This is a genomic window from Micrococcus sp. M4NT, from assembly GCF_033790745.1.
GTDB lineage: Bacteria > Actinomycetota > Actinomycetes > Actinomycetales > Micrococcaceae > Micrococcus.
Map to the genome: position 1 here is coordinate 132,680 of NZ_JAMYEH010000001.1, position 16,989 is coordinate 149,668.

Below are 16,989 nucleotides of genomic sequence, written 5' to 3' on the forward strand. Positions count from 1 at the left end.
CTTGTGGGTATCCGCGGCGGATACCCACAAGAAGTGACGACTCGTTCAGCTTGGGGTCGGGTGCGCTCAGAGGTTGCCGGTGGCGATCATGAGCATGCGGCGCACGGGTTCCGCGGCGCCCCACAGCAGCTGGTCGCCCACGGTGAAGGCGGAGAGGTACTCCGGGCCCATCGCCATCGTGCGCAGGCGGCCCACGGGGATCTGCAGGGTGCCGGTGGCGGCGATCGGCGTGAGCTCGCGCATCGACGCCTCCTTCTCATTCGGCACCACCCGCACCCACTCGTTGTCCGCGGCGATGATCGCCTCGACCTCGTCCAGCGGCACGTCCCCGGTCAGCTTGAGCGTCAGCGCCTGGGAGTGCGAGCGCATGGCGCCCACGCGCACGCACAGCGAGTCGAACGGGATCCGCTCCTCGCCGCGCAGGCCGAGCACCTTGTTGGTCTCGTCGAAGGCCTTCTGCTCCTCGCGGGAGACGCCGTTGCCGAGGTCCGCGTCGATCCACGGGATGAGCGAGCCGCCGAGCGGCACGCCGAACTGCGACGCATCCAGCCGGCCGCCGCGCTGCAGCTCGATGACCTTGCGGTCGATCTCCAGGATCGCCGACGCCGGATCGGCCAGCTCGGCCTCGACCGCGCCGGACAGCGCCGCGTACTGCGTGAGCAGCTCGCGCATGTGGCGGGCGCCGCCGCCGGAGGCCGCCTGGTAGGTCATGGCCGTGCCCCACTCCACGAGGCCGGCCTTGAACAGCCCGCCGAGGCCCATGAGCATGCAGGACACGGTGCAGTTGCCGCCGATGAAGTCCTTCGTCCCGGCCGCCAGGGCCGCGTCGATCACGGAGCGGTTCACGGGGTCCAGCACGATCACGGAGGAGTCCTCCATGCGCAGCGTCGAGGCGGCGTCGATCCAGACGCCGTCCCATCCGGCGGCGCGCAGCTGCGGGTAGACGGCCTTCGTGTAGTCCCCGCCCTGCGCGGTGAGGATCACGGGCAGCTTCGCCAATGCCTCGACGTCGTACGCGTCCCCGAGCGCGCCCGGCTCACCGGACATCCCCGCGAACACCGGGGCGGCGCCACCCGCGTTGGAGGTGGAGAAGAAGACGGGGTTCACCCGCGCGAAGTCGCCCTCCTCCGCCATGCGCTGCATGAGCACGGAGCCGACCATGCCGCGCCAGCCCACGAGGCCCACGGTGGGCACGGCGGCGGCGTCGGGGGCGGTCATGGGGGAGGGGGCGGCAGAGGTCATGCCCTCCAGGCTACCGGTCCCGCTGCGCGCGCTTCCGGCGGTTCCCCAGCATGAAGCCGCCGATCGCGAACGCCTGCGTCAGCACCAGCAGGAACACGAGGCCGGCGATCGTCTTGCCCTGCAGCACGAGGATGAGGCCGAACACGGCGCACACGAACGCGAGCACGGGCAGGGCGATGAGGGCGAGGAACGTCAGGGCGTCGCCGCTGAGTAGCCCGCCGGGGGCCGGGGTGTCGCGGGACGGCGTCGGGCCGGTGCTCATGCGGGGTCCTCTTCTCTCTCCCAGCGCTCCATGCGGTAGCGCGGTCCCGTGCGCGAGGCGTGCCAGTCGTCCGGGGCCGGGTCGGCCGCGGTCATGCGCCAGCGCGGGTCGAGGGCCGGGGCATGCGTGTCGCCGTCCTCGTCCTCGTCGATCACGGTGATCTCGGCGCGGGTGGCCACGTCGAGGGCCTGCTCGTACATCGTGGCACCGCCGATCACCCAGACGAGGTCGCACCCGTCGGCGTCCGCGGCCGCGTCGAGGCCGGTGCCGAAGTCGGGCACGACGACGGCGCCCGCCGCGCGGACCTCCGCTCCGGCGTCGTCGGCGGCCGTCAACGAGCGCGAGACCACGATGTTGGTGCGGTCCGGGAGCGGGCGGAAGGCCTCGGGGAAGGACTCCCACGTGCGGCGGCCCATGATCACGGGGTGCCCCTGCGTCAGGCGGCGGAAGTGGGCGAGGTCCTCGGGCACATGCCAGGGCATCGTGCCGTCGCGGCCGATCACGCGGTCCGGGGTCTGCGCCCAGATCATGGCGATCGTCGGCTCGGCCGGGGTGCCGTGCACGGGGGAGGTCGGGGCGGGGTGGTCCATGGGGGTCGGGGTCACCTCAGACGGCGATGGGGGCGGCGATGGCGGGGTGGTGCCGGTAGTCCAGCACCTCGAGGTCCTCGTACGCGTAGTCGAAGATCGAGTCGGGCCTCCGGACCAGGCGCAGCCGAGGGTACGGGTACGGGGCGCGGGTCAGCTGCTCGCGCACCTGGTCCTCATGGTTGGCATAGATGTGGCAGTCGCCGCCGGTCCACACGAACTCGCCCGGCGTCAAGCCGGTCTGCTGCGCCACCATCACGGTGAGCAGGGCATAGGAGGCGATGTTGAACGGCACGCCGAGGAAGAGGTCCGCCGAACGCTGGTACAGCTGGCAGGAGAGCACGCCGGGGCCGCCGTCCTCACCGGGGGAGACATAGAACTGGAACAGTGCGTGGCACGGCGGCAGGGCCATCTCGTCCACTTCGGCGGGGTTCCAGGCGGTCACGATGTGCCGGCGCGAGTCCGGGTTCGCCCGGATCTGCTCCACGACCTTCGCGATCTGGTCGATGTGCCCGCCGTCGGGGGTGGGCCACGATCGCCACTGGACGCCGTAGACGGGGCCGAGCTCGCCGTCCGCGTCCGCCCACTCGTCCCAGATGCGCACGCCGCGCTCCTGCAGCCAGCGCACGTTGGAGTCCCCGCGGAGGAACCACAGCAGCTCGAGCGCGACGGACTTGAAGTGCACCCGCTTGGTGGTGATGAGAGGGAAGGACGCGGACAGGTCGAAGCGCATCTGGCGGCCGAAGACGCTGCGCGTCCCGGTGCCGGTGCGGTCCGTCTTGACGGCGCCGTGGGCCATGACGTCGGCCAGCAGGTCCTCGTACGGGGTGGGGATGCTCACCCGGTCCACTCTAGCCAGAGACGACTCCGCCGAGGGCGCCGTCCACCGACCGCCGGACCCGCTCGGCGTCCCAGCCCGCGGCGCGGGCCAGGGCGACCGCGCTCCGCAGCGAGGCCTCGACCTCTGCGTGGTCCGGGGGCGGAGGGGCCTCGGCCACCACGGTGCCGCGCCGACCCTCCTTCTGCACGAGTCCGGCGAGCTCCAGCGCGTCGTACGCGCGGACCACCGTGTTCGGTGCGATGCCGAGGTCGGCGGCCAGCGTCCGGACCGAGGGGAGCCGATCGCGAGGAGCGAGCACCCCGCGGCGCACGAGGTCGGCGATGCGGGCTCGGATCTGCTCGAAGGGCGGCACGGGGGAGTCGAGATCCAGGTCGACGCCGACGGGGTCAGTCACGCGCACCGCCTCTCGCCGCCGGTCCGTCCGCGCGGGTCCCGTCGGCCGCGCCGCGGAGGATCCGCTGCTCGCGGGCGGGCCGGACGAGCACGAGCAGCACCCCCACGACCGTCGAGCCGACCAGGAGGAGCATCTCGGCCGGGGCGCCGTTCGCGACGGGGGTCAGCCACCCGGCCATCTCGGCCGCCGGGATGCGCCCGGCTTCCCACGCAGAGTAGGCGGCCGCGGCCTCCTGGGCGGCCTGACGGCGCTCATGCGCCTCGAGGGCACCGGCCAGGCCGGCCAGTCCGATCCAGGCGAGCAGGGCCGCCCCGATGCGGCAGGCGTGGTCCACGGCGATGCGCCGTGCCGCCAGGTCCTGTGCCGGGTCCAGTCCGCTCAGCGCCCTCCGACGGTGGCAGATCGCCAGCACGGCGCACAACGCCAGGAGCACGGCCGCCGCGCCGGCCGCGTACCAGGGCGCGACGGCGGACCCGGCGGGCATTCCGGCGAACCGGGCGCTGAACGGCGTGGCCTGTTCGGAGAGGTGCTGCCGGTACTCCGCGCCCTGCACGCCCGGGGTGGCCGCGGCGGCTGCGACACCGGCGAGCGCCAGGATCGCTCCCGGGGCCAACAGCAGGAGGAGGCGGGGCGGGACGAGGGACTGCCATCGGCGGGCGATCAGGGCGGCGCTGCGCCGGGGCCCCGTCGCCGGGGGCCAGGTCACCTGGCCGAGGGCGGGGATCACGAGGAGCCACAGAGCCGGGAGGAGGATCGCCGCCGCCAGCAGCGGCGCATCGACCGGAGCGGCCTCGAGTGTCTCCCTGCTCCAGTGCCCCGAGGGCGCTCCGCCCCCGGCCCGGACCCAGCCGCCCGCGCCGTCGGTCACCCACAGTGCCGCGAACGGGGTCGGGCCGGCCCAGACGGCCGTGGCCACCAGGGTGAGCGCCGCCGTCGCGGTGAGATGGCCACGCGCGGCCAGCGGCGCCGCGGTCCACCGGGCCCGGCGAGCGAACCAGTAGAGGATCGCGAGGACGAGGAGGACGAGAGCACTGGAGGTCCAGACGACCTCGAGGGGGAGAGCGGGCACCGGGCACCTCTTCTGTCCATGCGTGCGCGACCGCCGCGCACGTGCTCACTGTATCAATGGAATGATACAGACGGCGTGTCGCGGGTGCCCGGCCCCGGCTCAGCCGCCGTACACCAGGTCCTGGTACTCGGGGTAGCGGCGCAGGTAGTCGTCCACGTAGGTGCACTCGGCGAGGATCTGGTCGCCCTCGGCGCGGATGCGGTCCAGCACCATCGTCACAAGGGCGCGGGCGTAGCCGCGGCGGCTGAAGGCCTCGTCGATGATCGTGTGCTGCAGGCGCACCACGGTGACGTCCTCGCCCTCGTCGGCGGGGCGGGTCTCCTGCGTGTAGCCGAGGAAGCCGATGTACCTGCCGTCGTGGCGCAGCTCGAAGCGCTCGCGGTCGGGATCCCGGGTCACCGCGAGGCGCTCGTGGACGATCTTCTCGGGCTGGTGCGTCGATGCGGTCTCCATGGACCGAGCCTAGGCCTGTGGGGCGCGGGTCTCAATGCCCGCTCAGTCGTCCGGTCCCGTCAGTCGTCCCAGGGGTCGTAGACCTCCACGGCCACGACGGCGCCGTCGCGCTCGACCGCCTGGTGGAGCACGAGGACGGCACCGGGGCGCAGGTACGGGTCCTCGCGTGGGAGGGCACGCAGGATCTCCGCCGCGGGGCGGGCCGCCGCATCCCGGATCTCCTGCAGCAGCTCGGGCAGCACGGGGCGGTGCGTGCACAGCACCTGGGGGCGTCGGCGGCCCAGCACGTCCCGCATGGCCCGGCGGGTCTTCTTCGGCCTCTCCCGCGCGGTCGCCTCCGTGAAGGCGCTCTTCGTCTTCAGGGGCAGGCCCGACGTCTTCACGAGGGGCGCCACGGTCTCCACGCAGCGCCGCCACGGGGAGGAGACGAGGCGCTCCGGCCGCCACGCCCACACCAGGCCCTGCACGGAGAGCGCCTGCCGTCGGCCGGTGGCGGCGAGGGGCCGCTCCTGCTCGGCCCGGGACCAGGAGGAGCGCGGCTTGGCCTTGGCGTGGCGCAGCACGATCGTGGGCGTGGTGCGCAGCCGTCCCTGTGCGTGGGCGCGCTCGAGCAGCTCGAGCGGCTCCCGGTCCGTCTCGTTGGCCAGCATCTGCGCGGCGCGGGCCGGGCTCACCCAGCGGATCTCGTCCACCTCGTGGCCGTCCGGGGTCGCGGTCAGTCCCGCGGCGTCGGCGGCCCAGTACCAGACTTCCTTGGTCTGGCCGCCGCCGCTGCGGCGCGCGGGCACCTCGTAGCGGGTGACGCACAGCGGGACGCCGGGGCGCAGGGTGAGGCCCACCTCCTCCTGGACCTCGCGCACCGCGCACTCCGGGAGGGTCTCGCCGACGTCGAGCTTGCCCTTGGGCCAGGACCAGTCGTCGTACCGCGGGCGATGGATGACCATCACCTCGAGTCCGTCCGCGGTCAGGCGCCACGGGAGCATGCCGGCCGCCAGCACGTCCGTAGAGGGTCCCGTCACGGCGCGGTCCGGGGTGGACCAGGTCGCGATGCGGTCGGACTGGGGCGAGGCCATGCGGCTCCTGAATCTCTGCGGTGGGGCGGGGGCGCCCGATGCGGTGCGGTGCGTTCCGGTGGTCGGTGGGCCGCACCAGGATACGGCCCGCATGACCGGCCGAGCCCCGCCCGCCCTCCCGCGTCAGCCGGTCCGTTCGGCGCGGTACTGCGCGTCGGCGGCGAGCAGCCGGAAGCCCAGCGACTCGTACAGGGCGACGGCCGCCGCGTTCTCCGCGTCCACGTACAGGTCGACGGCGTCCACCGGGACGGCGGCCAGGTGCTGGAGGCCGGCGAGGGTCACCGCCCGGCCCAGGCCCATCCCCTGTGCGTGGGGGGACACCCCGACGACGTATACCTCGCCCAGCCGCGGCCGTGTGACGCGGTGCCCGCCCTCGTCGGCGACGGAGCCGACGTCGTCATGGGCCGGCTCGACCTTGGTCCAGTGGAAGCCGAGCAGAGCGCCGTCGGCCGCGCGCTCGGCCAGCAGGAAGCCGGACGCGTCGAACCAGTCCTGCTCCATCCGGTCCTGGAGGTCGGCGCGGGTCAGGCCGCCCTGCTCGGGGTGGTCGGCGAAGGCCGCACCGTTGAGCTCGAGCCAGGCCTCCTCGTCCCGGCCGGGCTCGAAGGCGCGCAGGCGGACCCCGTCCGGCAGGCGCGGCGCGGGCAGCGCGGCCATCTCCTCGCCCTCCAGCCGCATCCGGCGCAGCTCGCGCACGGGCGCGAGGCCGTGCCGTCGTGCCAGCTCCGCCGAGCCCGGCAGCATGCCGTGCGCCCAGACGCTCGTGGTCCCCTCGAGCCCGCCGCCCCGGACCGCCGTCGCGGCGGCGTCGGCCAGACGGGTGCCGTTGCCGGCGCGCCGCGCGGCCGGGTCCACCACGAGCTCGAGCACGGATCCGGCGGCCTCGGAGCCCTCGGGGGCGAGCACCGCCGCGCCGATCAGGCCTCCCTCCTCCGCGCGCAGGAGGCCCAACCAGCGCTGCCGGCCCCGGGAGAGCACCCCGCGGGTCTGGTCCGACAGGGGAGGATGCCCGTCGGCGGCGTGGGCGCGGTCGGCCAGCGCGAGGACCTCGCTCACCTGCTCCGGTCTCGTACCGGAGCCGTCCTGAGCGGCGACGTCGACGGCGGCCGAGGAGGGCGCGATGGGCGGGACGGGGCGGGGAGCGGGGGAGTCGGCCATGTCCTCAGCGTAGGGGGACAGCTGGCAGGATGGACCTCGTGATGCGACTGCCCATGGCCCTGAGCGCGGCCCTCGCCGCCTTGGTGCTGGCCGCGGCCACCCTGCTGGGCCCCGCGCCCGCCGCCGTCGCCGCCGTGGCCGTGGTGCTGGTGATCTCGTGGGGCTGGCCCCGGCAGATGGGCGCCCCCGCGCGCCTCTCCCTGTCCGCGACCATCGCGTCCACCGGCGTGCTCGGCGTCCTGCTCATGCTCCTCTGGCCGGCGCCAAGCACGGGGCACGGAGACGCCTGGGCGCTCCTCGAGCCCCTGGCCGTGCTGCTCGCGTGGGGCACCATGGCGGCCTTCGTGGTCCAGCTCGTCCGCGGCACAGGGCGGCCGCTGCGCCTCGAGTCCACGGTCGCCACGATGGGCGGCGTGGTGATCGCCGTGATGTCGGCCAGCTGGGTCGCGATGGCCCGGTGGTCCGCGGTGCCGGAGGTCCGCGGACTCGTGCTGGCCCTGGCCGTCACGGTCGCGGTCGTCTCGCTCCTGGGCCTGACGCCCTGGATGCAGGGCCGCCCGGGCGTCCTCGCCCTCGTGGTGATCCCGGCGAGCGCCCTCGCCGCGTGGGCCATCGGGGCGCTCGCGGGCACGGCGCCCCGGGAGCTCGCCGCCCTCACGCTCTCGTCGCTCTCCGCGGCGACGCTCGTGGCGCTCACCGCCTCCACGGCCCCGTCCTCGCGCCCCCGGCCGGAGGACCGCCCCGTGGCCACCACGCTGCGCCCCCGCCGCGCCGGCTACGCCCTCGCGATGGCGCCCGTGGGTGCCGCCGGAGTGATCGGCCACGTCATGGTGGGGCTGCTGGCCTGAGCCGGCCTGCGGCAGTGGCTAGGATGGTCGGCATGGATACGCTCATCGCCCTCGAGATCTTCTTCCTCGGCCTCGTCGTCCTCGCCAGCCTGGCGATGGCCGCCGTCGCCGCCGTCGTCGTCTCGGGCCTCTTCAAGGGCCAGCGCTGACCGAGCGCGGCCCCGCCGCGGGCCGCGCCGTGACGACTCATGGCCACTGAACTCCCCTTCGACCTCACCCCCGAGCTCGCCCCGCTCTCCTGGCTGATCGGCAGCTGGGAGGGCCAGGGCCGCCTGGGCGACGGCGCCGACGGCACGGAGATCTTCTACCAGCGCGTGGACTTCACCGAGCACGGCCAGCCCTTCGTGGAGTACCGCGCGGAGTCCTGGCTGTGCGAGGAGGACGGCACCCTGTTGCGCCCCCTCACCGTGGAGACCGGATTCTGGCAGGTGGACCGCCCCCGCCGGGACGGCGACGTGGGCCCGGGCATGGTGCCCGCGGACATCGTCCCCGCCTACCGCTCCGCCGAGGACGTCGAGTCCCTGCGCGGCGAGGGCGGCTCGTTCGGCATCACCGCCACCATCACGCACCCGGGCTCCCTCTCCGAGCTCTACTACGGCCGCATCAAGGGCCCGCAGCTGCAGCTCGTCACGGACGCCGTGCTGCGCGGCTCTGCGGCCGGTCCGTACGAGCGCGCCACGCGCATCGCGGGCCTCGTCAACGGCCAGCTGTTCTGGCGTTGGGACGCCGCGGCGACGGCGGAGGGGGAGCTGGAGGTCCACGCCTCCGCGATCCTGGACCGCATGCCCAGCCCCGCTGAGGGCCGCCTCGCCCCCGGCGCGGAGCGCCCCCGCTGCTCCGGTTCGGACCGCCCCGCATGACCATGCCCGGGCGCAGCCCGATCCTGAGCCTCGCCGCCTCCGCGAGCCCCGGCCCAGCGGCCGGCGCCGTGGAGGGGGAGGGCCTGGAGGAGGGCGTCGCCGCCCACTACGGCCGTCCCCTGCCGGAGCAGCGCGCCCTGGCCCGCGGCCGGGCCCTCGTGGACCTCTCCCACCGCGCCGTCCTCTCCCTCACGGGCCCGGACCGTCTCGCGTGGCTGCACACCCTGGGCAGCCAGCACGTCGAGTCCCTCGCCCCGGGCACGAGCACCGAGACGCTCCTGCTCGATCCGCAGGGCCGCATCGAGCACGCCGCGCATCTCCTCGAGGACGGTGCCGCCGCGTGGCTCATCGTGGACCGCTCGCGCTCCGAGGACCTCATCGCGTGGCTGACCGCCATGCGCTTCTCCCACGACGTGCGGATCCGCGACCACTCCGGCGCGGTCGCCGTCGTGGGGTCCATGGCGCCCGTGCCCGGCTGGGAGGACCGCACCGTGTGGGTGGACCCGTGGCCCGCCGTCGCCGAGGGCGGCTGGGCGTACTCGGCGGAGCCGGACCCGGCCCGTCACCCCGGCGCGGACTGGAGCTGGCGCGAGTACCTCGTGACCCGCGCCGACCTCGCGGAGACCGCCGCGCACCTCGGTGAGGGGGAGCTGAAGGGCTGGAGCCTGGCCGGCGTCTCCGCCGCGGAGGCCCTGCGGCTCGCCGCCGGGCGCCCCCGTCCCGCCCTGGACGCGGACGCGCGGGCCCTGCCGCACGAGCTCGACCTGCTGCGCACCGCCGTGCACCTGGCCAAGGGCTGCTACCGGGGGCAGGAGACCGTGGCACGGGTGCACAACCTCGGGCGTCCTCCCCGCCGCCTCACGCAGCTGCTGCTGGACGGGTCCTCCCATGCGCTCCCGCCCCACGGCGCGCCCGTGATCGTGCGCCCGTCCCCGGACACCCCCGAGGGCCGGGCGACGGCCCGTCCCGTCGGGTCCGTCACCGGTTCCGCGCTCCACCACGAGGCCGGGCCGATCGCGCTGGCCGTGCTGAAGCGGGCCGTCCCCGTGGACGCGGAGCTGCTCGTCCGCGGTGCGGAGGACGGCGTGGCCGCGGAGTGGATCGCCGCCGCGCAGGAGCCGCTCGTCTCGCCCGACGCCGGCCAGGTCGTGGGCCGTCCCCCGGGGCTCGGGCGCCTGGGCTGACCGGGACTCTCGTCCCGTCCGGCGCGGTGGCCCGCCGCCCGTCAGGCCGCCCCTGAGCGGTCAGCGCCCGGCTGTCAGCTCGATCCGCGTGAGGGACCCCGCCCGCGCGAACCCCAGGGCCATGGCGATCGCCTGGCCCGCCCGGTCCTGCGTGCGCACGCGCGCCTCGGGCACGAGGCCGTCCAGGAAGGCCCGCTCGGCCGCGACGGCCGCGGCGTAGGTCCCGAGTCCGCGGACGCGGTGCTCCGGGACCGTGAGGATCCCCATCCGGGCGACCAGCCCCTGCCACACCGTGTGCCCCGCCCCGGCGAGGGGGTCGCCCAGCGCCTCCCCGTGGCCGTCGTCGGGCACGAGGGTCAGTGGTGCTGGGCCCAGGTCCGCCGCGTGGACGTCGTCGGCGGGGCACAGGGCCGTGAGCCGCGCCGCGTGCTCGGGGGCATCGGAGACCGCCACCGAGGAGGAGGGGCTGATCTCCGGCGCCTCGGCCGCGTAGAGCAGGTCGGCCTCGCCGAGCGAGCGCGGGGCGTGCCGCGCCGTGAGCCGCAGCAGGGTGGACTCGAGGGCGAGCACCTCGTCCGGGAGGTCCCGCGCCGCGCCGAGCACGTCCGCGGGAGCCCGCAGCGCCGTGGCGCCGGCCAGCTGCAGCACGACCACCGCGTCCGCGGGCCCCGCCACCTCGAGACGGGAGCCGTCGGAGGGGTCGTCCAGCGATCCCTCCGGCAGGCCGAGCTCGCGGCACCACGCCCAGCGGACGAGGCCGAGGACGTGGTCGTCCAGGCGGGGGAGCTCGCTCACGGGATCAGCGGCCGAAGAGGACGGCGGCCTCGTCGTACCGGGAGCGCGGGACGGACTTGAGACCCTTGAGCGCCGCACTCATGGGGATGGAGATGATCTCCGTCCCGTTCGCCGCCACCATCTGACCCCAGCGCCGCTGCGCCGCGAGGTCCACGGCGCCCATGCCGAAGCGCGTGGAGAGCACGCGGTCCGTGGCCGTCGGGGCGCCGCCGCGCTGGATGTGCCCGAGCACGGTGCTGCGGGTCTCGATGCCGGTCATGGTCTCGATCTCGCGCGTGACCCACTCGCCGATGCCGCCGAGGCGGGGGCGCCCGGAGGCCTCCAGACCGGCGTCCGCCAGCGGGTCGTCCTGGCCCTCGGGGATGAAGCCCTCCGCGACGACGACGAGCGGCGAACGGCCCTTCTCGTGCACCTGCGTGACCCACTCGGCCACCTGCGCCATGGGCGTGCGGACCTCGGGGATGAGGATCGCATGGGCGCCGGCGGCCATGCCGGAGTGCAGGGCGATCCACCCGACATGGCGGCCCATGACCTCGGCCACCATGCAGCGGTGGTGGGACTCGCCGGTGGTGCGCAGGCGGTCCATCGCGTCCGTGGCGATCTGCACGGCCGTGTCGAAGCCGAACGTGTAGTCGGTGCCCTGGAGGTCGTTGTCGATGGTCTTCGGGACGCCGATGATCGGCAGGCCGTCCTGGGCGAGGCGGTTGGCGCCGGCCAGGGTGCCCTCGCCGCCGATCGCGATCACGGCGTCCAGGCCCAGCTCGCGCACGCTGCGCAGCATGTTCTCCGGGCCGCCGCCGTCGGCGTCGTACGGGTGCGTGCGGGACGTGCCGATGATGGTGCCGCCCTGCTTCGCGAGGCCGCGGACCCGCGTGCGGGGCAGCTCCTCGACGTCCTTGCGGATGAGGCCGGCCCAGCCGTCCCGGATGCCCACCATCTCCATGTCGTAGGTCTTGATGCCGTGAAGGACGGCCGCCCGGATGACGGCGTTGAGGCCGGGGCAGTCGCCTCCGGAGGTGAGCATTCCGACGCGCATGGGGGTCCTCTCGAGGGTGTTCTGCCGGGGTCCCCCTCACCCTAGGCATGTCGGAGGACGGCCGTCAGGGGACGGCCGCCCGTCGGGCCCCACTCGGAGAGCGGCGCGCCGGTGCGCCCTCGTCGGATGTCAGGCCCCGAGAGCGCTCGCTCGGCGGGGATCGTGGACGCCTGGCTCACGTGAGGGGGGCGAAGAGGAGGTGGGCGGCCATCTGCACGGCGGTGACGCCCACGAGGACCCCGCTCACCGGGGCGAGGGTGCCGGGGCGGCGGCCCCGCAGCAGGCCGACGGTCATCGCGACGACGATGACGGCCAGGGCGGCCGAGGTGGGTGGCACGGGGAGCAGCGTCGCGCTCGGCACCGCGTTCCCCAGGAGCATGGACAGCAGGACCGTCAGGGCGGTTCCCGCCGCCAGGAGGTAGGTGACCGCCTGCGCGCCGCGTCCGAGGACGGGCTTGCCGCCGGGTCCGTGGGACCCGCCCTTCGCCCGCATCGGCCTGCGCCCGGAGGCCCGGAATGCGGGGGCGACGGTGCGCGCCTGCTCCTCGGCCAGTCGGGCGGCCGCGCGGTGCTCGCGGGAGTGCGTCTGCTCTCGCCACGCGCCGGTGTCCGGGTCGATCCAGTCCGCGTGGAAGCCGTGCTCGTCGGCGGAGGCGGGCGCCGCCGAGGTCTCTCGGCGCCGCGCATACCAGGCGGGCTCGCTGTGCACGCGCCCGCGCTCCGGCGTCGCCGTGGGGGTGACGCGCTGCTGCGCGTCGGCGTCCCACCGCGTCACGAGCCACCAGACCAGCACCGCGACGGCGGCGAGGCCGAGCAGCGAGCCCGGCCCGCCGACGGCCGGTGCGAGCAGGGTGAACCCCGCGCCCACGAGGACGTTGAGGGCGCCGATGCCGCCGATCACGGCGATCGCCACGGTCGCGTCGGTCCACTCGCCGCGGCGCAGGCGGCCGTACTGCACCCGCCCCTGCGCGTCCGGGAGCACGGCCCAGGCGGCCGCGTAGGCCAGCAGGCCCAGCCCGGCGGACACGACGCACAGGGCCACGAACGCGCCGCGGGCCAGCAGGGGGTCGATCCCGTAGCGGCGGGCGACGCCGCCGAGGACGCCGGCCACCCAGGAGGAGTCGTCGCGGCGGACGCCCCACGACTCGACCGCGCGGCGCAGCCAGGAGGGGAGGGCGCCGGCGTCGTCCTGGACGTCGGCGGGGGAGGGGGGCCAGGATCCGTGGGCGGTGCTCATGCCTCCATCGTGGTCCGCCGCCGCCCCGGGCACATCCGGGATGTCCCGGATCCGGTCCCGGATGTGCCCCGTGCACGGGACGGGCAGGATGGAGCCATGAGCCCCGCCGTCCCCACCGCGCCGACACCGACGGGTCCCGTGCGTCCGGCCTCGCCCGCGCGCCCTCCGCTGGCCCGGCATGGCGCCGACCGGCCGGTGGCCGGGGTCGCCGCCGGCGTCGCCCGGCACCTGGGCCTCTCCACCGCGGCGGTGCGCTGGGGGTTCGTGCTGCTCACCCTGGCCGGCGGCGCCGGGGCGGCGCTCTACGCCTGGCTCTGGCTGCTCATGCCGGAGGACGCGCCCGGCACCCCCGCGGCAGACGGCGCCGCCGGCCCGGCCCCCACGCTCGCCGCACGCCTGCCCGAGGTGGCCGAGCGCGTCCGGGAGGGCGGCTGGCCGCTGCTGCTCGCCGCGGTCCTGCTCGGCGTCGGCGGGATCGTGGCGGCCGACGGGCTGGGCGTGGACGTGGACTGGGCGCTCGTGGGCCCCGTGGCGGTGCTCGTGATCGGCCTCGGGCTCGCGTGGATGCAGCTGGACCTCGGCCGGGGCGGGCGCGGGGAGCGCGGCGGCCGCCTCGTGCGCCTCGCCCTCGGATCGGGGCTCGTGCTCCTCGCCGTGCTGGCCCTCGCCGTGGGCGCCGTCGGCTCGGGCGAGCTGTGGCTGGGACTGGTGGTCGCCGTCGCCATGCTGGCCGGGGCGGCCCTGGTGGCCATGCCCTACCTGCTGGCGTGGCAGCGCCGCCGGGACGAGGAGCGCACGGCGCTCGCGGTCCACGCCGAGCGCGCCGAGATCGCGGCGCACCTGCACGACTCGGTGCTGCAGTCCCTGGCGCTGATCCAGCGGCGCGCCGAAGACCCGGAGACGGTCGCCCGGGTGGCCCGCGCCCAGGAGCGCGAGCTGCGCCGGTTCCTCTTCCCCGAGGCGGCCCGGCTCGGCGGGACCCTGCGCGAACGGCTCGAGGAGACGGCGGCCGAGGTCGAGGACGCCCACGGCCGCCGCGTGGAGGTGGTCGCGGTCGGCGAGGCCTCCGGGGCCTGGCTCGAGCCGCTCGTGGCCGCCGCCCGGGAGGCCGTCCTCAACGCCGCGCGCCACGCGGGGGACGTCCAGGTCTTCGCCGAGGTGACCGACGACGACGGCGCACCGCGGCTCGCGGAGGTCTTCGTGCGTGACCGTGGGGCGGGCTTCGACCTCGACGAGGTCCCCGCCGACCGGATGGGCGTGCGCGAGTCGATCCTGGGCCGCATGCGCCGGGCAGGAGGGTCGGCCCGTCTCCGCTCCGGGCCGGGCGGCACCGAGGTGCACCTGGCCCTTCCCGAGCCCGCCGACCCCGCCCACCCGACCGATCCGCGGGAGGAGACCGCATGACCATCCCGCTCACCGCCGTGATCGTGGACGACCACGCGATCTTCCGCGCCGGACTGCGCGCCGACCTGGATCCGGCGCGGGTCGAGATCGTGGGCGAGGCCGGGGACGTCGACGCCGCCGTCCGCGAGGTCCTCGAGCGGGAGCCCGACGTCGTGCTCCTCGACGTGCACCTGCCCGGCGGAGCGGGCGGCGGCGGGGCCGAAGTGGCCGCGCGCGTGCTGGAGCGGCGGCCGGGCACGCGCTTCCTGGCGCTGTCCGTGTCCGATGCCGCGGAGGACGTGGTCGCCGTGATCCGCGCCGGGGCCCGCGGCTACATCACGAAGACCGCCTCGGGGGCCGACGTCACAGAGGCGGCCGCGCGGGTGGCCGGCGGCGACGCCGTGTTCTCGCCGCGCCTCGCCGGATTCGTCCTCGACGCGTTCCGCGGGAGCCCGCCGTCGCCGTCGGCGCCGGCACCGGAGGCCGGGGAGCCGGCCCGGGACGGGGACCTCGACCGCCTCTCCTCCCGCGAGCGGGACGTCATGCGCCTCGTGGCCCGGGGCTACACGTACCGGGAGGCCGGCGCCGAGCTGTTCATCTCGGACCGCACGGTGGAGAGCCACGTGTCCTCCGTGCTGCGCAAGCTCCAGCTCTCCAACCGCCACGAGCTCACGCGCTGGGCCGCGCGCCGCGGATACGCCTGAGCCGGATGCGGGCGAGCCCCGCGCCGGGCGGCGCGGGGCTCGCAGGTCTGCGGCCGGCGAGGACCGCGATCACTCGGAGAGCAGTGCGCGGATGCGCTCGACTCCCTCGGCCAGGTCGTCGTCGCCCAGCGCGTAGGACAGGCGCAGGTAGCCCGAGGGGCCGAAGGCCTCGCCGGGCACGACGGCGACCTCGGCCTCATCGAGGATGAACGCGGCGAGCTCGGCCGACGTCGTGGGGGTGACGCCTCCGCGGTACGTCTTCCCGAGCGCCTCACGGACGTCCACGTACGCGTAGAAGGCGCCCTCCGGCGTGGGGCAGTGGAAGCCGGGCACGGCGTTCATGGCCGCGACCATGGCCGTCCGGCGGCGGTCGAAGGCCGTCGTCATCTCCTCGACGGCGTCCAGCGGCCCCGCGACGGCGGCGAGGGCCGCGCGCTGGGACACGTTGGCCACGTTGGAGGTGGCGTGCGACTGCAGGTTCGTGGCCGCCTTGATGACGTCCACCGGGCCGACCATCCATCCGACGCGCCAGCCGGTCATCGCGTAGGTCTTCGCGACGCCGTTGACGACCACGGCCTGCTCCGCCAGGCCCGGGACGGCGGCGACGATCGAGGTGAAGGGCGCGCCGTCGTAGGTGAGGTGCTCGTAGATCTCGTCGGTGACGACCCACAGGCCCCGCTCGAGGGCCCACTCGCCGATGGCCTTCGTCTCCTCGGGGGAGTAGACCGCGCCGGTCGGGTTGGAGGGCGAGACGAAGAGGAGCGCCTTGGTGCGGTCCGTGACGGCGGCCTCGAGCTGCTCCACGGTGACCTTGTAGCCCGCCTCGGGGCCCGCGAACACGTCCACCGGCACGCCGCCGGCCAGGCGGATGGCCTCCGGGTAGGTGGTCCAGTACGGCGCGGGGACGAGGACCTCGTCCTGCGGGTCCAGCAGGGCGGCGAACGTGTTGTAGACGGCCTGCTTGCCGCCGTTCGTCACGAGCACCTGGGAGGCCTCCACGGCGACGCCGGAGTCCCGCAGGGTCTTGGCCGCGATCGCCTCGCGCAGCTCGGGCAGGCCGGCGGCGGGGGAGTAGCGGTGGTTCTTCGGGTCCTGCGCGGCGGCGACGGCCGCGTCGACGATGTAGCCCGGGGTGGGGAAGTCGGGCTCGCCCGCGCCGAAGCCGATCACGGGGCGGCCAGCGGCCTTGAGCTCCTTGGCCCGCGCGTCGACGACGAGGGTGGCGGACGGGGCGATGGCGGCGAGGCGGGTGGACACGCGGCGTGCGGGGGAAGCCATGGGGACCTTCTTCGGCGGTTCGAGGGCGGGAGCGAGGTGCGGAGGGCACGCCTCCGCACGCCAGCGTAGTGAGTGCGCCGCCCCGGTTCGACTCCCGGCCCGGCATGGCGTATTCTGAACGCTCGGTACCGCGATGACGGTCCTGGGCGAGCGCCCGGGAGTCGACAGGCGGACACCTAGGGTAGTGGCGCAATTGGTAGCGCAGCGGTCTCCAAAACCGCAGGTTGCAGGTTCGAGTCCTGTCTGCCCTGCTCGGTGCCGGGCTGAAGTGCCCGGCACAGGCGTGCAAGCGTTTCGGCGATCCGATTGAGTGAGGCCACGTGACTGAGTTGGCGGCGAACGGCGGGGGCTCCACCCCGGCGCCGGACAGGCAGCGCCGTGGGCTCTTCGCGCGGATCGCCCTGTTCCTGCGCCAGGTGGTGGACGAGCTCCGCAAGGTGGTCACCCCCACGAGCGAGGAGCTGCTGCGCATGACCGCAGTGGTGCTCGCCTTCGTGGCGGTCATGATCCTCCTGGTGATGGGCCTGGACTGGCTGTTCGGCACCCTGGCGGGTCTGACGTTCGGCACGGGCGGCCGCTGAGCGG

19 protein-coding genes and 1 tRNA gene are annotated in these 16,989 nt (G+C 75.2%); 7 read left to right on the forward strand and 13 right to left on the reverse strand.

All coding sequences use genetic code 11. From position 1 onward, the window contains the following. Positions 1–66 precede the first annotated feature (66 nt). From asd to mshD, 9 genes are all read right to left on the reverse strand, one after another. Complete coding sequence (gene asd, locus NJC10_RS00655) at positions 67–1,218, reverse strand: aspartate-semialdehyde dehydrogenase (protein WP_319074173.1); 1,152 nt, start codon at positions 1,216–1,218, stop codon at positions 67–69. Between the two features lie 34 nt (positions 1,219–1,252). Further along, entirely contained in the window at positions 1,253–1,504 is a 252-nt protein-coding gene (locus NJC10_RS00660; RefSeq protein WP_319073974.1) for an NF038396 family protein, read from the reverse strand. After that, positions 1,501–2,094, reverse strand: a complete 594-nt coding sequence (locus NJC10_RS00665) for a dihydrofolate reductase (protein ID WP_319073976.1) — start codon at positions 2,092–2,094, stop codon at positions 1,501–1,503. The genes NJC10_RS00660 and NJC10_RS00665 overlap by 4 nt, the downstream gene beginning before the upstream one ends. A gap of 16 nt (positions 2,095–2,110) precedes the next feature. Further along, a complete protein-coding gene (locus tag NJC10_RS00670) occupies positions 2,111–2,941 on the reverse strand; it encodes a thymidylate synthase (RefSeq protein ID WP_319073978.1) in 831 nt (276 codons plus the stop codon). A 1-nt stretch (position 2,942) separates the two neighbouring features. Then, positions 2,943–3,326: a GntR family transcriptional regulator gene (locus NJC10_RS00675; RefSeq protein WP_248116076.1), complete on the reverse strand. Its 384-nt coding sequence runs from the start codon at positions 3,324–3,326 to the stop codon at positions 2,943–2,945. Then, the gene (locus NJC10_RS00680; protein WP_319073981.1) at positions 3,319–4,395 is read right to left on the reverse strand and encodes a hypothetical protein; all 1,077 of its coding nucleotides are present in this window, start codon (positions 4,393–4,395) and stop codon (positions 3,319–3,321) included. Before NJC10_RS00680 ends, NJC10_RS00675 begins: the two co-directional genes overlap by 8 nt. A 99-nt stretch (positions 4,396–4,494) precedes the next feature. Next, positions 4,495–4,848, reverse strand: a complete 354-nt coding sequence (locus tag NJC10_RS00685) for a GNAT family N-acetyltransferase (protein WP_248116072.1) — start codon at positions 4,846–4,848, stop codon at positions 4,495–4,497. A 59-nt stretch (positions 4,849–4,907) separates the two neighbouring features. Beyond that, positions 4,908–5,921, reverse strand: a complete 1,014-nt coding sequence (locus tag NJC10_RS00690; protein ID WP_319073984.1) for an NUDIX hydrolase — start codon at positions 5,919–5,921, stop codon at positions 4,908–4,910. 123 nt (positions 5,922–6,044) lie between these two features. After that, complete coding sequence (gene mshD, locus NJC10_RS00695) at positions 6,045–7,079, reverse strand: mycothiol synthase (RefSeq protein ID WP_319073986.1); 1,035 nt, start codon at positions 7,077–7,079, stop codon at positions 6,045–6,047. Between the two features lie 41 nt (positions 7,080–7,120). On the opposite strand from mshD, the gene NJC10_RS00700 reads away from it, so the two are divergent. From NJC10_RS00700 to NJC10_RS00710, 3 genes are all read left to right on the forward strand, one after another. Further along, entirely contained in the window at positions 7,121–7,927 is an 807-nt protein-coding gene (locus NJC10_RS00700; RefSeq protein WP_319074175.1) for a hypothetical protein, read from the forward strand. Positions 7,928–8,115: 188 nt separating this feature from the next. Continuing rightward, entirely contained in the window at positions 8,116–8,787 is a 672-nt protein-coding gene (locus tag NJC10_RS00705) for an FABP family protein (protein WP_319073988.1), read from the forward strand. Positions 8,788–8,789: 2 nt separating this feature from the next. Beyond that, the gene (locus NJC10_RS00710; RefSeq protein WP_319074176.1) at positions 8,790–9,971 is read left to right on the forward strand and encodes a folate-binding protein; all 1,182 of its coding nucleotides are present in this window, start codon (positions 8,790–8,792) and stop codon (positions 9,969–9,971) included. 60 nt (positions 9,972–10,031) lie between these two features. Here NJC10_RS00710 and NJC10_RS00715 read toward each other — a convergent pair whose 3' ends face one another. The 3 genes from NJC10_RS00715 to NJC10_RS00725 form a co-directional block, all read right to left on the reverse strand. Continuing rightward, a complete protein-coding gene (locus NJC10_RS00715) occupies positions 10,032–10,766 on the reverse strand; it encodes a hypothetical protein (protein ID WP_319073990.1) in 735 nt (244 codons plus the stop codon). 4 nt (positions 10,767–10,770) lie between these two features. Continuing rightward, positions 10,771–11,802: an ATP-dependent 6-phosphofructokinase gene (locus NJC10_RS00720; RefSeq protein WP_319073992.1), complete on the reverse strand. Its 1,032-nt coding sequence runs from the start codon at positions 11,800–11,802 to the stop codon at positions 10,771–10,773. A gap of 175 nt (positions 11,803–11,977) precedes the next feature. Then, positions 11,978–13,039, reverse strand: coding sequence for a PspC domain-containing protein (locus tag NJC10_RS00725; protein WP_319073994.1), 1,062 nt, complete (start codon positions 13,037–13,039; stop codon positions 11,978–11,980). Between the two features lie 96 nt (positions 13,040–13,135). On the opposite strand from NJC10_RS00725, the gene NJC10_RS00730 reads away from it, so the two are divergent. Together NJC10_RS00730 and NJC10_RS00735 are read left to right on the forward strand one after the other, a co-directional pair. Beyond that, positions 13,136–14,443 carry a PspC domain-containing protein gene (locus NJC10_RS00730; RefSeq protein ID WP_319073996.1) on the forward strand — a complete coding sequence of 436 codons (1,308 nt, stop codon included), beginning with the start codon at positions 13,136–13,138 and terminating at the stop codon, positions 14,441–14,443. After that, the gene (locus NJC10_RS00735; RefSeq protein WP_319073998.1) at positions 14,440–15,126 is read left to right on the forward strand and encodes a response regulator transcription factor; all 687 of its coding nucleotides are present in this window, start codon (positions 14,440–14,442) and stop codon (positions 15,124–15,126) included. The genes NJC10_RS00730 and NJC10_RS00735 overlap by 4 nt, the downstream gene beginning before the upstream one ends. A 69-nt stretch (positions 15,127–15,195) precedes the next feature. Here NJC10_RS00735 and NJC10_RS00740 read toward each other — a convergent pair whose 3' ends face one another. Next, positions 15,196–16,404, reverse strand: coding sequence for a pyridoxal phosphate-dependent aminotransferase (locus tag NJC10_RS00740; protein WP_319074001.1), 1,209 nt, complete (start codon positions 16,402–16,404; stop codon positions 15,196–15,198). A 178-nt stretch (positions 16,405–16,582) separates the two neighbouring features. On the opposite strand from NJC10_RS00740, the gene NJC10_RS00745 reads away from it, so the two are divergent. Together NJC10_RS00745 and secE are read left to right on the forward strand one after the other, a co-directional pair. Beyond that, a tRNA-Trp gene (locus NJC10_RS00745) sits at positions 16,583–16,655 on the forward strand. Positions 16,656–16,733: 78 nt separating this feature from the next. After that, a complete protein-coding gene (secE, locus tag NJC10_RS00750; RefSeq protein WP_248116162.1) occupies positions 16,734–16,985 on the forward strand; it encodes a preprotein translocase subunit SecE in 252 nt (83 codons plus the stop codon). Positions 16,986–16,989 lie beyond the last annotated feature (4 nt).

Excerpts from the sequence above, each read along its gene's own strand:
- asd (WP_319074173.1), bottom strand. The coding sequence starts at position 1,218 with ATGACCGCCCCCGACGCCGCCGCCGTGCCCACCGTGGGCCTCGTGGGC.
- NJC10_RS00660 (WP_319073974.1), bottom strand. The coding sequence starts at position 1,504 with ATGAGCACCGGCCCGACGCCGTCCCGCGACACCCCGGCCCCCGGCGGG.
- NJC10_RS00665 (WP_319073976.1), bottom strand. The coding sequence starts at position 2,094 with ATGGACCACCCCGCCCCGACCTCCCCCGTGCACGGCACCCCGGCCGAG.
- NJC10_RS00685 (WP_248116072.1), bottom strand. The coding sequence starts at position 4,848 with ATGGAGACCGCATCGACGCACCAGCCCGAGAAGATCGTCCACGAGCGC.
- NJC10_RS00690 (WP_319073984.1), bottom strand. The coding sequence starts at position 5,921 with ATGGCCTCGCCCCAGTCCGACCGCATCGCGACCTGGTCCACCCCGGAC.
- mshD (WP_319073986.1), bottom strand. The coding sequence starts at position 7,079 with ATGGCCGACTCCCCCGCTCCCCGCCCCGTCCCGCCCATCGCGCCCTCC.
- NJC10_RS00700 (WP_319074175.1), top strand. The coding sequence starts at position 7,121 with ATGCGACTGCCCATGGCCCTGAGCGCGGCCCTCGCCGCCTTGGTGCTG.
- NJC10_RS00705 (WP_319073988.1), top strand. The coding sequence starts at position 8,116 with ATGGCCACTGAACTCCCCTTCGACCTCACCCCCGAGCTCGCCCCGCTC.
- NJC10_RS00710 (WP_319074176.1), top strand. The coding sequence starts at position 8,790 with ATGCCCGGGCGCAGCCCGATCCTGAGCCTCGCCGCCTCCGCGAGCCCC.
- NJC10_RS00720 (WP_319073992.1), bottom strand. The coding sequence starts at position 11,802 with ATGCGCGTCGGAATGCTCACCTCCGGAGGCGACTGCCCCGGCCTCAAC.
- NJC10_RS00725 (WP_319073994.1), bottom strand. The coding sequence starts at position 13,039 with ATGAGCACCGCCCACGGATCCTGGCCCCCCTCCCCCGCCGACGTCCAG.
- NJC10_RS00730 (WP_319073996.1), top strand. The coding sequence starts at position 13,136 with ATGAGCCCCGCCGTCCCCACCGCGCCGACACCGACGGGTCCCGTGCGT.
- NJC10_RS00735 (WP_319073998.1), top strand. The coding sequence starts at position 14,440 with ATGACCATCCCGCTCACCGCCGTGATCGTGGACGACCACGCGATCTTC.
- NJC10_RS00740 (WP_319074001.1), bottom strand. The coding sequence starts at position 16,404 with ATGGCTTCCCCCGCACGCCGCGTGTCCACCCGCCTCGCCGCCATCGCC.